Annotated in this window: 15 protein-coding genes; 8 read left to right on the top strand and 7 right to left on the bottom strand. The window is 63.9% G+C overall.

The genetic code is table 11. The features are described from left to right. Window positions 1-125: 125 nt before the first annotated feature. Together AC0L30_RS34905 and AC0L30_RS34900 are read right to left on the bottom strand one after the other, a co-directional pair. The gene (locus AC0L30_RS34905; protein ID WP_007594737.1) at window positions 126-353 is read right to left on the bottom strand and encodes a hypothetical protein; all 228 of its coding nucleotides are present in this window, start codon (window positions 351-353) and stop codon (window positions 126-128) included. Window positions 354-449: 96 nt separating this feature from the next. Continuing rightward, window positions 450-902, bottom strand: coding sequence for a hypothetical protein (locus AC0L30_RS34900; protein ID WP_473406251.1), 453 nt, complete (start codon window positions 900-902; stop codon window positions 450-452). Window positions 903-1,060: 158 nt separating this feature from the next. On the opposite strand from AC0L30_RS34900, the gene AC0L30_RS34895 reads away from it, so the two are divergent. Beyond that, window positions 1,061-1,333: a helix-turn-helix domain-containing protein gene (locus AC0L30_RS34895; protein ID WP_219678604.1), complete on the top strand. Its 273-nt coding sequence runs from the start codon at window positions 1,061-1,063 to the stop codon at window positions 1,331-1,333. 4 nt (window positions 1,334-1,337) lie between these two features. On the opposite strand, the gene AC0L30_RS34890 is transcribed toward AC0L30_RS34895, so the two are convergent. Together AC0L30_RS34890 and AC0L30_RS34885 are read right to left on the bottom strand one after the other, a co-directional pair. Next, on the bottom strand, window positions 1,338-2,570 hold the full coding sequence (locus tag AC0L30_RS34890) for an aminotransferase-like domain-containing protein (RefSeq protein ID WP_473406250.1): 1,233 nt from the start codon (window positions 2,568-2,570) through the stop codon (window positions 1,338-1,340). A 65-nt stretch (window positions 2,571-2,635) separates the two neighbouring features. Continuing rightward, window positions 2,636-3,163 (bottom strand): DUF3124 domain-containing protein, encoded by a 528-nt coding sequence (locus tag AC0L30_RS34885; protein WP_007594726.1) that lies wholly within the window; start codon window positions 3,161-3,163, stop codon window positions 2,636-2,638. A 67-nt stretch (window positions 3,164-3,230) separates the two neighbouring features. Between AC0L30_RS34885 and AC0L30_RS34880 the strand changes: the two genes are divergently transcribed. The 4 genes from AC0L30_RS34880 to AC0L30_RS34865 all read left to right on the top strand — a co-directional run bounded on the left by AC0L30_RS34880 (window position 3,231) and on the right by AC0L30_RS34865 (window position 8,663). Continuing rightward, entirely contained in the window at window positions 3,231-4,958 is a 1,728-nt protein-coding gene (locus AC0L30_RS34880) for a cation:proton antiporter (protein WP_007594724.1), read from the top strand. 153 nt (window positions 4,959-5,111) lie between these two features. Further along, a complete protein-coding gene (gene ribB / locus AC0L30_RS34875) occupies window positions 5,112-6,188 on the top strand; it encodes a 3,4-dihydroxy-2-butanone-4-phosphate synthase (protein WP_007594722.1) in 1,077 nt (358 codons plus the stop codon). 160 nt (window positions 6,189-6,348) lie between these two features. After that, entirely contained in the window at window positions 6,349-7,563 is a 1,215-nt protein-coding gene (locus AC0L30_RS34870; RefSeq protein ID WP_007594720.1) for an acyl-CoA dehydrogenase, read from the top strand. A gap of 179 nt (window positions 7,564-7,742) precedes the next feature. After that, on the top strand, window positions 7,743-8,663 hold the full coding sequence (locus tag AC0L30_RS34865) for an MBL fold metallo-hydrolase (RefSeq protein WP_007594719.1): 921 nt from the start codon (window positions 7,743-7,745) through the stop codon (window positions 8,661-8,663). A gap of 51 nt (window positions 8,664-8,714) precedes the next feature. Here AC0L30_RS34865 and AC0L30_RS34860 read toward each other — a convergent pair whose 3' ends face one another. Both AC0L30_RS34860 and AC0L30_RS34855 read right to left on the bottom strand, forming a co-directional pair. Continuing rightward, complete coding sequence (locus AC0L30_RS34860) at window positions 8,715-9,569, bottom strand: DUF1499 domain-containing protein (RefSeq protein ID WP_007594716.1); 855 nt, start codon at window positions 9,567-9,569, stop codon at window positions 8,715-8,717. 153 nt (window positions 9,570-9,722) lie between these two features. Then, window positions 9,723-11,351, bottom strand: coding sequence for a fatty-acid--CoA ligase (locus tag AC0L30_RS34855; RefSeq protein WP_007594714.1), 1,629 nt, complete (start codon window positions 11,349-11,351; stop codon window positions 9,723-9,725). Between the two features lie 65 nt (window positions 11,352-11,416). Between AC0L30_RS34855 and AC0L30_RS34850 the strand changes: the two genes are divergently transcribed. Then, window positions 11,417-12,538, top strand: a complete 1,122-nt coding sequence (locus AC0L30_RS34850; RefSeq protein WP_473406249.1) for an extensin family protein — start codon at window positions 11,417-11,419, stop codon at window positions 12,536-12,538. A gap of 36 nt (window positions 12,539-12,574) precedes the next feature. Here AC0L30_RS34850 and AC0L30_RS34845 read toward each other — a convergent pair whose 3' ends face one another. After that, complete coding sequence (locus AC0L30_RS34845) at window positions 12,575-13,261, bottom strand: L,D-transpeptidase (RefSeq protein ID WP_007594711.1); 687 nt, start codon at window positions 13,259-13,261, stop codon at window positions 12,575-12,577. Window positions 13,262-13,597: 336 nt separating this feature from the next. On the opposite strand from AC0L30_RS34845, the gene AC0L30_RS34840 reads away from it, so the two are divergent. After that, the gene (locus AC0L30_RS34840) at window positions 13,598-14,575 is read left to right on the top strand and encodes a magnesium transporter CorA family protein (protein ID WP_007594709.1); all 978 of its coding nucleotides are present in this window, start codon (window positions 13,598-13,600) and stop codon (window positions 14,573-14,575) included. A 186-nt stretch (window positions 14,576-14,761) separates the two neighbouring features. Continuing rightward, window positions 14,762-14,980 (top strand): hypothetical protein, encoded by a 219-nt coding sequence (locus tag AC0L30_RS34835; protein ID WP_007594705.1) that lies wholly within the window; start codon window positions 14,762-14,764, stop codon window positions 14,978-14,980. Window positions 14,981-14,987 lie beyond the last annotated feature (7 nt).

Raw genomic sequence — 14,987 nt, 5'->3', positions numbered from 1 at the left:
CATCCTCCAAGGCTTTGCCTTAGAGAATCACAATTGACGGATTACGCAACAAGCCCACAAGGGGAGAAGGAAGAAAGAACGAAGAAATGGCCCCGTGAGGGGCCATTTCCATATTGCGTTGCGCATTAGTCCCAATGGTGACGGTGGCCACGCTTGATCACGACGACGCGGTCGCGATTGTGCCAGCCGCGATGCCAACCGTGATCGCGATGCATGCCGTATTCGGCGCGGGCGCCATACATGCCGTGATGATGACCTCCGCGCTTGATCACCACCGTCTCCGCGCTGGCGAGCGTCGGCAGTGCAACCGCGAGCGCGCCGACAGCGGCAAGCACATAACCAAACTTCTTCATGATGTCCTCCTCCAATGGAATGCAAATCTAAACGGCGCATTCGCGGGAACGTTCCGGAGGAATCGCAGGAGAATTCTGAACGCCTGTTCAGGTGGGTTAATCGCAGCGCTGTTGTGCAGGCGTTGACGCGCCGGTCGCGACGTATTTGCCGTCCCTGATCGTGTACTCGCCGCGCTCGCTGCGATTGTAGACCGCGCGCAAGCTGCCTTGCTTCGAAAGGAGCAGGCCAAACTCGCGCGTCTGCTGCAGCAAGGGGAAGTACACCATCACATTGAGCAGGCCGTCGGCGTTGACCATCGCCGATACCACTTCGTTTTCGTCTTTGGCCTCGCCGAAATTGCGCCGGTACATCACCCTTCCGTCCTTCCGGATCTCGTAAATCAAGAGCGCGCCCTTGTCGCGGTCGGGCCGGGCCGCGCAGTCGACCGCCCATGAGCCGAGCAGGCCCCATTGCTCGACGGTCGTCGCAAGCGATTCGGCACCGGCCGCGGGCGTGAACGCAACCCACAGCACTGCTGCCGCAATCCAGCGGCTCAAACAACTCGTCATGTCCTGATGAGCCCCACCTCCGAATAATTCCGAAGTGTAGCATCCCGCGCGCGATCGTCCACGCTGACCGCCATTCGCGCGCGAATTTGATCCGCGTCAATGAGGCCGGCCGCTTCCGGAGTAGGATGGCGTTCCCGAAGGCGAAATTGGATAGACCGATGCTGAATCAAGTCAGGGATTTCGCAGGCGAGGTGCTGCCGGGGAGCTGTGCCGTGCCGCCTTATTCCGAGACCGCGTTTCTGGCCGAGCTGGGCGACCGCTTGAAGTCCTCACGCATGCGCTGCGTCCTATCGCGCCGGGAGCTGGCCCGCCGCTCCGGGATTTCCGAGCGCTACATCGCTCAGATCGAGGCCGGCAAGGGCAACGTCTCGATCGTGCTGCTGCTGCGGCTGGCCTCCGCGATCCACGGCAGCCAGCCCCAGATCGTCTGAAGGCTCAGGCCCGCTTCTCCACATTGGCGCTGCGGGCCGGCACGCCGAACTCCTTGCGGCAGATCTCGGCCAGCACGGCGACGCCCTCGCGGATCTGCTGATGCGAGGGGCTCGCAAAGCACAGCCGCAGTCGCGATCTGGAGTGGTTTTTGTCAGTCGACCATTCCGGCCCCGGATTGATCGATACGCCGGCGGCAAGCGCGGCCTGATACAGCTTCAGCGTATCGACCTGATCGGGCAGCTTCACCCAAAGGAAGATGCCGCCCTTCGGCTCCTCGAATTCGGCGGCCGTCCCGAACTGCTCGTTGACGGCCTCCATCAGCGTGTCGAGCTTGGTGCGCAGTGCCGTCGTCAGCGCCGGCACGTGGGTCGAGAAATGCGGCTTGCAATAGGCGGCGAGCACCATCTGCTCCAGTGCGCCGGAGCCGGCGTCCGTCTTCAGCGCCAGCATCCGCGACATCACATCCCAGGGCGCGACGATGAAGCCGACGCGCAGCGCGGGCGCGATCGACTTCGAGAACGAGCCGATATGGATCACGCCGCCGTTCCGGCTCATCGCATGGATCGCCGGCGGCCGCTGTCCTGACCAGACCAGATCGGCATAGCAATCGTCTTCGAAGATGGGCACGCCGTAGTCTGCCGACAGCCGCAACAGCTCCGTGCGGCGGCCCTCCGGCATGATGCTGCCGGTCGGGTTCTGCACGGTCGGAATGGTGTAGATGTACTTCGGCCGGATGCCGCGGCCCTTGAGGTCGGCAAGCATCGTGGCCAGCACGTCCATGCGCATGCCGTCCTTGTCGAGGGGGATGCCAACCACATTGACCCCGAGCCGCGCCAAACGGGTCAGCGAGCCCTGATAGCTATCCTGCTCGAAGATCACGGTATCGCCGCGCGTCAGCAGCGTGGCGTTGACGAGGTCGAGCGCCTGCAGCGAGCCGGAGACGATCAGGAGATCGTCGACCGTGCAGTTGATGCCGGCATCGCGCTTGAGTTTCGTCACCAGGAATTCGCGCAAGGGCAGATAGCCCTGGGGACCATGTGCCAGCCCGTAAGTGGCGAGCGAGCGGCCTTCGCGTTGCAGAGCCATGTTGGCCGCCTCGATCAGATGATCGAGCGGCAGCTGCTCGGCGTCGTTGTTGCCGCCGACAAAACTGTATTTGGCGAGACCCGTCCAGCGCGCAGAGGGGGCCGGCAGCCCTGCGGGAAACAGGGGCGCAAAATCGAAGCTGGACGTCATGGGAGCGTTCCTCATTCTATTCTTGTCAGGCTGCCGGCTTTGCGCAGGTCAGTCGTGCTTCTTGCTTATTTCTTGCCGACCGTCCGGGTCGGACGGCCCTGGCTGATGAAAGCGTAATGCGCATTGGCGACGCCGCCAACCATCAAGGCCTCGACGGCAGGCTCGGCGATCTCGCTTGTTGCGGCCCAATCGACGAGGAAATTGGCTCCCGTCCCGCCGCGTACGTCGTCGGTCGGAATGAAGATCGAGACGGTGGCGAGGGGCTTCAACGCGACGGGCGCCTTCAGATAGCTCTCGACCTGCCTGCCTGAGGTATCGAAATAGCCGATGCGTTTGACCACCAGTGCTTGCGTCTCGGAGGCGTTGTGCACGCTCAGGGTCACCGAGAAGTCGACGCGCAGCTTGCCCTGGCTCATCGCGACGCTGGAATAGGCGGGCACGTAGAATCCGCCGGAAACGGCGAGTTCTTCTTTTGGCAGTGCGGTGAGGGAATCGGCAAAGCTTTGTTCGATATTGACCTTGGATTGAGCGAATGCGGGCACTGAGGAGGCGAGGGGGCATAGCAGCATTGCAATGGCGAGCCCCATCCGCATGTGACGAATTGCTCGCTTGCCGCGCCGCACTCGATCACTAGGGTGCGGCAAAACGGACCAATCTGGCATGCACGAGCTCATTCGCGACATCACTCTCTGTATCCTGTTTGCCTGGATGCTGGGCCTGCTTGCCCACTTCTCCAGGCAACCGTTGATCCTGGCCTATCTTATCGCCGGCTTCTGCATAGGTCCATTTGGCGCCGGCTGGGTCAAGTCGCAGGAATCGATCAGCGTCATCTCCGAGCTCGGCCTGATCTTCATGCTGTTCATGATCGGCCTGGAGATCGACCTGAAGAAGATCGTGCGGGCGGGAAAGGTCATCCTGTTCGCGGCGGGCGGCCAGCTCCTCGGCGGCTGCCTGCTCGGGGTGCTGTTCTTCGCCGGCATCGGCCTGTCGCTCGGCGGCGGGCAGTTCGATGCTGTTTACCTCTGCGTCGCCTGCGCGCTGTCGAGCACCGTCATCATCGTCAAGGTGCTCTACGAGAAGCGCGAGCTCGACACGCTGCCGGGCCGCATCACCCTCGGCGTGCTGGTGCTCCAGGACATCTTCGCCATCCTGTTCCTGGCGGTGCAGCCGAGCCTTGCCAATCTGGAAATCAGCGTCATCCTGCTCTCGATCGGCCGCGTCGCGGTATTGGTCGCCGCCGCCCTGCTGGTGAGCCGCTACGTGCTGCCGCGTCTGTTTCACCAGATCGCCCGCCGCCCCGAGCTGATCCTGCTCGGCGCGCTCGCCTGGTGCTTCCTGGTCGCCGAGACAGCCGAGCGGCTGTCGCTGTCCCGCGAGATGGGCGCCCTGATCGCCGGCGTCTCGCTCTCGACCTTTCCCTACGCGCTCGACGTCACGGCTAAGGTCACGACGCTACGCGATTTCTTCATCACGCTGTTCTTCGTCGCGCTCGGCATGACCATTCCCGTGCCCGGGCTCTCCGTGATCGGGCTTGCCCTGATGATCGCGGCGTTCACGGTGGTGAGCCGCCTCGTCACCACTTTCGCCCCGCTCTATCTGATGAAGCAGGGCCTGCGCGCTAGCCTGTTGCCGGCCCTGAATCTCGCGCAGATCTCCGAGTTCTCGCTGGTGGTGATCCAGACCGGCGTCGCCGACCACCACATAGCAGCCCAGACGGCGAATGCGGCCTCCTTCGCCTTCGTGGTGCTGGCCGTGCTCTCGACCTTCGTGATGACCCGCAGCGACGAGATCACCCGCTGGGCGATCGGCCCCCTCAAGCGGATCGGCCTGCGCGATCTCGACCACGGCAACGGCCATGGCGAGGAAGGGCACGAAGGCCATGGCGAGGCGCGCCGCATCGTCATCCTCGGCTTTTTCCGTGCGGCGAGCGCGCTGCTGGCCGAGATCGAACGGCAGGCCCCGGTGCTGCTCGAGCAGATCACCGTGATCGACTTCAACCCCAATGTGTACCAGACGCTGCTTTCGCGCGGCCTGCACGTGATCTATGGCGATATCAGCAGCGCCGACACGCTGCTCCATGCCGGCGTCGGCAAGTCCGAGATGATCATCCTCAGCGTACCGGATGCGCTTCTGAAGGGTGCCAGCAACGAGAAGCTGGTCCGCCACGTTCGCACCCTCAACCCGACCGCCATGATCGTTGCCACGGCCGATCTGTTGTCGGATGTAGGCGAACTCTACGCGGCCGGCGCCAGCTATGTCACCGTGACCCGGCTCAGCGACGCCCACGAGTTGTTCACGGTGATCGAGGCGGCCCAAGCCGGCCTGTTGGCCGACAAGCGTGCCGAGCTCGATCAGCGGCTCGGCGAGCGGCGCGAGGTGCTGCCCTGACCGCGCCCGGCCGGCTTCTCACCGGGCTTGGGCCCGGTGCAAGCCGCCCGCCGGGCAGGGCTGCGGTCCGGCATATGTGGTTGCGCCGGGGACACTAGCGCCCCGGGCCAAGTCCGGCTAAGCCTCCGGGCCATAACCGATAGAGATTGGGAAATGCCGGATAACGTCCAGGAAGTCTTGCAGGCCTTTGCCCGGGGTGAGCTCGTGGTCGTCACCGACGACGATGACCGCGAGGGTGAGGGCGATCTGATCGTCGCCGCCTCGTTCTGCACCGCGGAGAAGATGGCGTTCATCATCCGCCACACCTCCGGCATCGTTTGCGCGCCGATCACCACCGAAGATGCGCGCCGCCTGCGGCTCGATCCGATGGTGGCCCACAACGATTCCGCGCACACCACCGCATTCACGGTTTCGATCGACTACAAGCCCGACGGCGGCACCGGCATCTCGGCCGAGGAGCGCGCCTCGTGCTGCCGCGCGCTGTCCAATCCCAACGCCGGCGCCAACGATTTCGCCCGTCCCGGCCATATCTTCCCGCTGATCGCCAAGGATGGCGGCGTGCTGCTGCGCTCCGGCCATACCGAGGCCGCGGTCGATCTGTGCAAGCTCTCCGGCCTGCCGCCGGTCGGCGTCATCAGCGAGTTGATGAACGACGACGGCAGCGTGATGAAGGGCGAGCAGGTCGCCCGCTTCGCCGCCCAGCACAAGCTCAAGCACGTCACCATCGCCGACATGATCGCCTACCGCCAGGTTCGCGAGAAGCTGATCGAGCGGGTCTCGACCTTCGTCACCGAGAGCCCGATCGGGCCGCTGCAGGGCTATGCCTACCGCTCGCCGTTCGATTCCATCGCCCACGTCGCCTTCGTCTACAACGGCGTCGGCGACGGCAAGAACGTCCTGACACGCTTCCACAAGCCGAACATCGTCAAGGACATCTTCACCGGCCACAAGCGCATGGCGGCGGTGCTCGAGCACTTCAAGAAATCCGGCCGTGGCGTTCTGGTCTATCTGCGCGACGGTGCGGCCGGTGTCCCCGTGGCGCCGCTGCCCGATGAGAGCGCGACCGAGGCCGACCGCAACCGCCAGTGGCGTGAAGTCGGCGTCGGTGCGCAGATCCTGCGCGATCTCGGCGTCACCTCGATCCGGCATCTCACCTCCTCGGTGCACGACTACAAGGGCCTTTCGGGCTTCGGCATCGAGATCGTCGCCAACGAGCAGCTCGAAAGCTAGCGCTGTCATCTCAGGGTGCGCGAAGCGCATCCCCCGAGGTGAGCCTCACTCGTCCCCGGGATTCACGCAGACCCGATCATCTGCAACGCAATTGCACTTGTTGCCGCGGCGCTTTACGTTGTCGGGCAAATTTTGACGGAACCAGACGAAAGGACGTTTCATGACCGCGCGCCCTCAGGCCAAGGACAAGCCGGCTTCGGCTTCTTTCCAATGGGACGATCCGTTCCTGCTCGACGAGCAGCTCACCGAAGACGAGCGCATGGTGCGCGACACCGCGCGCGCCTACGCCCAGGACAAGCTGCTGCCGCGCGTTGCCAAGGCCTATCTCGAAGAGAAGACAGATCGCGAGATCTTCAACGAGATGGGCGAGCTCGGCCTGATCGGCATCACGTTGCCGGAGGAATATGGCTGCGCCAATGCAGGCTATGTCGCCTATGGTCTGGTCGCGCGCGAGATCGAGCGGGTCGATTCCGGCTACCGCTCGATGAACTCGGTACAGTCCTCGCTGGTGATGTATCCGATCTACGCCTATGGCGACGAGAACCAGCGCAAGAAGTACCTGCCGAAGCTCGCCAGCGGCGAGTGGGTCGGCTGCTTCGGGCTGACCGAGCCTGATGCCGGCTCCGATCCGGCCGGCATGAAAACCCGCGCCGAGAAAGTTTCGGACGGCTATCGCCTGACCGGCAGCAAGATGTGGATCTCGAACGCGCCGATCGCCGACGTGTTCGTGGTCTGGGCCAAGTCGGCCGCGCACGACAACCAGATCCGCGGCTTCGTGCTGGAGAAGGGCATGAAGGGCCTGTCGGCCCCGAAGATCGGTGGCAAGCTCTCGCTTCGCGCCTCCATCACCGGCGAGGTCGTGATGGACGGCGTTGTGGTTCCGGAAGACGCGCTGCTGCCCAACGTCTCCGGCCTGAAGGGCCCGTTCGGCTGCCTCAACCGCGCCCGCTACGGCATTTCCTGGGGTGTGCTCGGCGCGGCCGAGGACTGCATGCACCGCGCCCGCCAGTACACGCTCGACCGCAAGCAGTTCGGCAAGCCGCTGGCTGCGACCCAGCTCGTGCAGAAGAAGCTCGCGGACATGCAGACCGAGATCGCGCTGGGCCTTCAGGGCTCGCTTCGCGTCGGCCGCCTGATGGACGAGGGCAAGTTCGCGCCCGAGATGATCTCGATCATGAAGCGCAACAATTGCGGCAAGGCCCTCGACATCGCCCGCGTCGCGCGCGACATGCACGGCGGCAACGGCATCTCGATCGAGTATCACGTGATGCGCCACGTCCATAACCTCGAGACCGTCAACACCTACGAGGGCACCCACGACGTCCACGCCCTGATCCTGGGCCGCGCGATCACGGGTATTCAGGCGTTTTTCTGAGCGCCATGTGTTCCATGGCAGTTGCCTTGCTCCGCTGTCATCGTCCGCCTTGTGCGCATTGCGCACTGGGGCGGACGATCCAGTATCCCAGAGACCTCGTCTTCGTCTCGACCGCCGCGGCGTACTGGATACCCCGCTTTCGCGGTATGACGGCAGAGAGTTTGGCTACAGGAAGTCCCATGTCCGACAATGACGACGTCCCGTTCAACCGCGACTTTCCGCTGAAGCCCGGCATCGTCGAGGAAGTCCGCCCCGGCGTGCGGCGGGTGCTCTGTAACAATCCGAGCCCGTTCACTTTCACCGGCACGGTCAGCTACATCGTGGGCCGGGGCAACGTTGCGATCATCGATCCCGGTCCGGACGACGAGGCGCATGCGGCGGCGCTGCTCGATGCCGTCAGCGGCGAGACGGTGAGCCATATCTTCGTGACCCACACCCACCGCGACCATTCCCCCAACACCGCGCGGATCAAGCGGGCGACCGGCGCGCCTGTTTACGCCGAAGGCCCGCACCGCGCCTCGCGCCCGCGTTTCGAGAGCGAGAAGCACAACCCGGAATCCGGCGCCGACCGCGACTTCGCACCCGATATCAGGATCGCCCATGGCGACGTCGTCGAAGGAGACGGCTGGCGGCTCGAGGCTGTGGCGACACCCGGCCATACCGCCAATCACCTTGCGTTTGCCTGGCCCGAGCGGAAATTCAACTTCGTCGGCGATCACGTGATGGGATGGTCGACCTCGATCGTGGCGCCGCCCGACGGCTCGATGATCGACTACATGGAATCGCTGGATCGCCTCGCCGCGCGCGAGGAGGATGTGTATTTCTCCGGTCACGGTCCCGAAATTCCCGACGGTCCGCGCTTCGTGCGTTTCCTGATCCGTCACCGCAAGGCGCGCGAGGCCTCTATCCTGCACCGCCTTGCCAAGGGCGAGACCGACATCCCGACCATGGTCCGGGCGATCTATATCGGCATCGATCCGAGGCTCACCACTGCAGCGGGCTACTCCGTGCTGGCGCATCTGGAAGACCTGGTCGCCCGCGGCGTGGTGGCGACGGACGGCGATCCCGTGATCGGCGGGACGTATCGGATGGCGAACTAGTCTCTCGTCATTCCGGAGCGCGCGTTAGCGCGAACCCGGAATCACAGAATCCTATTTCTTCACCGTCTTCGCCGGCGCTTTGGGCGGCGCCACCGGCGTCTTCTTCACCGGCTTGAGTGCGTCGGCATCGGCGGCGGTGTTGAGATCGTCGATGAATTTCTTCACGCGCGCGGCGTTGCTGCCGAGGTCACTCTCGAAATAGCGCGAGGCGGAGCGGATATCGACGCGGGAATCCTCGCCGTCGGGCACGACGCGGATTGCGATGTCCTCGCGGAACCCCATGATCGGCGAGCGCGCCACCGCCTCGATGCGGCCGATGCGGCGCGGCGGCTGCGGCGCGCGCTCGTCGATGACCAGCCATTTGCGCTTGTTGACGAGCTGAAGCGCGATCGCATAGGCGCGGTCGACTGAAATCTCGAGCTCGATCGGCTCGATATCGGGATAGAATTGACGCTGCTGCTCGGCCGAATAGAGGCCGGCATACACCGCGGTATTGGCACCATCGCCGGTGCGCAGGCGGGCCAGTGCGTCGAAGCGCGGCGGGTCGATCGGGTCGGTGGTGATGTCGTGGATCGCCGGCAGCTTGCGGTATTGCAGGCCGAGATAAGCTGGATAGGCGAGGATCGCGCCGTCGATCAGGAAGGCAAGCAGGATGCGCGCCATGCCGCGCGAGCCGTTCTGCCAGATCGCAGCGAAGCCGGCGAGCCCGAACAGGATCGAGAGCGCCGCAATCCCGAGCCCGCCGAAGAAGGTCGCGAGTGCCGGCTTCATCTCCAGGAAGCCGAACCGGACGATGATGATCGAGACCACCACCGCCACCACTGCGAACACGGCCAGATTGCGCGCCCAGCTCGCGAGGCTGGACACGGGCTCCGACTGATAGGGAGCGGAAAACCTGCGGGCCATCGGGTGAGCTCTGCCGGGGTCTTAGGGACGGTGCCGGCCGATCTGGCACGACGATGGGCCGTTGAGACCACGGCCCGCGGGCAAATTCAAGCGTTCCGCAGAAGGCTGCATCGTCATGGCCGAGCTTGACCCGGCCATGACGGTGGTGGCCGCCTACGCCGCCGCGTTCGGGAAGCGGTACTCCCTAAACTGGTCGCGCAGCGCGGTCTTCAGGATCTTGCCCGTCGCCGTATGCGGGATGCCTTCGACGAAGGCAACGTCGTCGGGCATCCACCATTTGGCGATCTTGCCGTCCATGAACTTCAGGATGTCCTCGCGGCTGGCCTGCTGGCCCTGCTTCAGCTGCACGATCAGCAGCGGACGCTCGTCCCATTTGGGGTGGAACACGCCGATCACGGCGGCTTCCGCCACTGCGGGATGACCGACTGCGAGGTTTTCCAGCTCGATCGAGGAGATCCATTCGCCGCCGGACTTGATCACGTCCTTGGAACGGTCGGTGATCCGCATATAGCCGGCCTCGTCGATGGTCGCGACGTCGCCGGTGTCGAAGAAGCCGTCCTCGTCGAGGATGTCAGTGTCGACCCGGTAATAGGCCTTGGCGACGGCCGGGCCGGCGACCTTGAGGCGGCCGAAGGTCGTGCCGTCCCACGGCAGTTCCTTGCCGGCATCGTCGGTGATCTTCATCTCGACGGCGAACGGCGCGTAGCCCTGCATCTGCAGCACGTCGAGCCGTGCCTCGCCCGTCGCATTCTGGAACGGCGGCTTCAGCGCCGCGACGCTGCCGATCGGGCTCATCTCGGTCATGCCCCAGGCGTGGCGGACGTTCGAGCCCATGTCGAGGAAGGCCTTGATCATCGAGCGCGGCATCGCCGAGCCGCCGCAGATCACCATCTTCAGGTCCGGCAGTTTCAGATTGTTCGCGGTCATGTGCTGGAGCAGCATCAGCCACACCGTGGGCACGCCGGCGGTATGCGTCACCCTCTCGGTCGAGAGCAGCTCATACACCGAGGCGCCGTCGAGCTTGGCGCCGGGCATCACGAGCTTGGTGCCCTGCGAAGGCGCGGAGAAGGCGATGCCCCAGCTGTTGGCGTGGAAGAGCGGCACCACGGGAAGCATGGTCTCGGAGGCGCTGGTGCCGAGCGCATCGACATTGTTGGCCATCAGCGCGTGCAGCACGTTGGAGCGATGCGAATACAGCACGCCCTTGGGGTCGCCGGTGGTGCCCGATGTGTAGCACATCGCGGCCGCCGTGTTCTCGTCAAAGTCCTTCCATTTAAACTTGCCGTCGGCCTCCGCAATCCAGTCCTCGTAGGCGACCACGTTCTTCAGCGTCGTCTGCGGCATGTGCGCCTTGTCGGTGAGCACGACGTAGCGTTCCACGCTTGTCAGCTTGTCGGCGATCTTCTCCAGGACCGGAATGAACGTGATGTCGGTCATCACGATGCGGTCCTGCGCATGGTTGATGATCCAGGCGATCTGCTCGGGGAAAAGGCGGGGATTGACGGTATGGCAGATGGCGCCGATCCCCATGATGCCGTACCAGACCTCGAGATGGCGCCAGGTGTTCCAGGCGATCGTTGCGACACGGTCGCCGAGCTTGATGCCGTCGCGCTCCAGCATCTGCGAGACCTTGAGCGCCCGCTTGTGGATATCGGCATAGGTGGTGCGATGGATCGGTCCCTCGACCGAGCGCGTCACAACCTCCTGCTTGCCATGAATCTTGGCGGCGTGTTCGATGATCCGGTGGCAGAGCAGGGGCCAGTCTTGCATCAAACCAAGCATTCGGTCGTTCCTCCGAGAAGCCGCTGGGCGGATTGTCGCTCTCAGCGTTGGGCCAAAGAATTGTCATGAGTTTTAGCCTGCCCGCCTTTCGCCGCAAATGGTCTTGTCGCGGCTATATGTCCGTCGGCGCGGCCATGGTTACCGTCGCGCTCGGGCTCGCGGATCGGGCTGAGGCGCGCAAATATGGGTCCCCGCTGGACATCTTTGGTATTGCTGCACCACGGCCGCGCGCGGCGGCTCATTCTGCCAATATCTCCGGCAAGATCCCGCTCCCGCGGCCTCGCCCCGAGGAGGCCCCCAAGGCATCGGCCAAGGCGTCGGACGAGGCTCCTCCGGAGACCGGCGGCAAGCCTTCCCCGGACAAACCTGGCAGCACCAAGTCCGCCGAGGAGGCCCCCCCGCCCGAGAAGCAGGCCTCGGCGTGCCGCCTCGGGCTGACCGAGGAGATCGCGATCGCGCCCTCGATCCCGGATATCCGCGGCCCGGGCGCCTGCGGCGGTGAGGATCTGGTGCGGCTCGAAGCCATCGTGCTGCCGGACAAGCGCAAGGTGGCGGTCAAGCCCGCGGCGATCCTCCGCTGCACCATGGCGTCCGCAATCGCCGATTGGGTGCGCAAGGACGTGGTGCCGCTGGCGGCGAGCCTCGGCTCGACCATCAGCGATCTCGACAATTTCGACAGCTTCGAGTGCCGCGGCCGCAACCGCGTTGTCGGCGCCATGCTGTCCGAGCATGGCAAGGCCAACGCGATCGATGTGCGCGCCATCAAGCTCGCTAACGGGCAATCGCTCGGCCTGACCGACCGCACGATGTCGCGCGAGGTGCGCGAGCGCGTGCTGCATTCGGTCTGCTCGCGCTTTTCGACCGTGCTCGGCCCCGGCTCGGATTGGTACCATGAGGACCATATCCATCTCGACCTCGCGCAGCGGCGCAACGACTACCGGATCTGCCAGTGGAACGTCTGGGATCCCCTGCCGCAGGTCGCCCCGCTGCTGCCCGCGGAACGGCCCGAGGAGGCGCCGCCGCGTGAGGTCGCGGCCAAACCTGAAGCGAAGCCCGAGGCCAAGCCCGAGACGAAGCAAAGCGTTGATGACGAGGCGGCGGAGGCATCTCCCGCGCCTGCGGACAAGTCGGGGGCCGAGGGCCACAAAGCCCAGCCGCACAAGCCGGCAACAAAAAAGCGCCGGTGAAACCGGCGCTTTTGAATGTCAGAGATCAGGAGGCAATCAGTAGCTGCCCGCCTGGCCAGTTCCGCCGCCGCCGAGCGCAAGGCGCGAATTGTACGGCGAGTCGCCATGCTTCGGTTCGAGCACCACGACGATGGTGCCGACCTTGACGCGGCCATAGAGGTCGATCGCGTCCTCGTTGGTCAGGCGGATGCAGCCCGACGAGATTGAGGCGCCGATATATTCCGGCTGATTTGTGCCGTGAATGCGGAACAATGTGTCCTTGCCGCCCGAATACAGATACATCGCCCGCGAACCCATCGGATTGTCCGGACCGGGGGCGACGAACGTGGGCACGCCCAGGCGCGAAATCTCGCCGGGAGTCGGGTGCCAGGCCGGCCATTCGGTCATGCTGCCGACCTTGGCAATGCCGGACCAGGCCATGGCTTCTTCACCGACGGTGATGCCGTAGCGGATCGCCTTGCCGCCATCCAGGACGTAGTAGAGGTAATGGTTGTCGGAATCGACCACGATCGAGCCGGGCGATTCCTTGCGGTGGTACTCGACGATGGCGCGGCGGAACGGCTCTGCGACCGGGGTGTTCTCGTACCGAACCTTGGCAAGGAGTTCCTTGTCCTTCGGCTTGAATGCCTTGGTGTCGGTCGCTTCAAAATGCGTGGCCTGCATGCAGCCCGACAGCATCAGGCCAGCGGCCAAAATACCCAGCGTAACTTTCAGCAACGACATGATTTGGTTCCAATCGACAACAACAAGCTTTCGTGGGGCTTGAGCAGGCCCAATTCCACGATTCCGTTGGCCCCATTATCGTTGAAATCTGCCACAATTCCAGCCTTACGAAGCTTCTCCCGCGCTGCAAGACCTTACCTGTGGCTTTTCTGCCGCAAGTTTTGCGGGCCCGAGTCGGTTTCTGGGCAAAACGGGCACATGTGTCGATTCCGTGCCACAGTTGGGCCACGGCGCCGCCACAAATGCAAACGCTCCGTTAATGTGCTTGTCATCATCAACTTGTCAGAATCGCGCTAAGGGCTGTCAGTCTGTCGCAGGCCCCTCCTGGAGTTGTGCATGTTTTCTGTGTTTGTTCCCTCCGAGTCCTCCCTCAAGAAGGCCATCGTCGAGGATCTCGCGGCAGTACCGGAGCATGCGGTCTGGATCGACCTGGTCAACCCGACAGCGGCCGAGGACAAAGCCGTCGAGAAGCTCTCGGGGATCGCAATCCCGACCCGGGAGGACATGCAGGAGATCGAGATCTCGAGCCGCCTCTATATGGAGAACGGCGCGCGCTACATGACCGCGACGCTGATGTGCCACTCCGATACCGACATGCCCCGAACCACGGCGGTGACCTTCATTCTCGGCGACCACCGCCTGGTGACGGTGCGCTATGACCAGCCCAAGCCCTTTGCGCTGGTCGAGGCCAAGCTGGCCCGTTCCTGCACGCCGGCCATCACCGGCGAGATGGTGCTGATGGAACTGCTCGATGCCGTGATCGACCGCTGCGCCGACATCCTGGAGCGCTGCGGCGCCGAGATCGACCAGGTCTCGCATGACATCTTCGAGCCGGAGAGCGAGCGCCACGGTCATGCCAAGCAATATTCGCAAATCCTGATCTCGATCGGCCGCAAGGGCGACCTGACCTCCAAGGTTCGCGAGAGCCTGGTCTCGATCGGCCGTGTCGTCGCCTTCCTCTCGGCGGTGGTGGAGGGCGTGAAATGGTCGAAGGACATGCGCGAGCAGCTCAAGACCATGCAGCGCGACGTCGTCTCGCTGACCGATCATGCCTCCTATCTTTCTAGCAAGATCACCTTCGTGCTCGACGCCATGCTCGGCGTCGTCAATCTCGAGCAGAACAACATCATCAAGCTGTTTTCGGTCATGGCGGTTGTCCTGATGCCGCCGACGCTGATCGCCTCGATCTACGGCATGAACTTCAAGTCGATGCCGGAACTCGAATGGGCGCACGGCTATCCGTTCGCGCTGGTGCTGATGCTGATTGCGGCGATCGTTCCGTACTGGATCTTCAAGTGGAAGAAGTGGCTGTAATAGCTACCGAGACCTTACGCGGGACGCAGAGACACAGTGTCTGGTGTCGCAGAATAGAGCGGGATTGCGGCCGCACGGCGATGTGTGCTCGCCGCCCCAATTCCTCCGGTAAAATTTGAGCGGTGGGCTGAACGTTTACGCGAAACTTGTCTGCGATAAGGAGCAGGTAAGCCGCGAGGAACAGCCATGGTTGAAAAACACATAACGACGCCCCCCAACGTCATCGATCTGGCGAGCTATCGCCATGTCGTGACGAGCGGCAAGGCGTCGTCGATGTCGGCAAGCATGTGCCGACACTGTGGTGCTCCGCTGCTCGACGGTGAGAACGACGACGATTGTTCGACTGCAATCAGCACGGCCGCTCCGCAGCCACGCGAGAGGTCACGTCGGATTCGACTCGATTGAGGAACGG

The organism is Bradyrhizobium sp. MI1.11 (assembly GCF_055811255.1).
The sequence above is the reverse complement of the archived record's forward strand: the minus strand, read 5'-3'. Positions and strand labels throughout refer to the sequence as shown.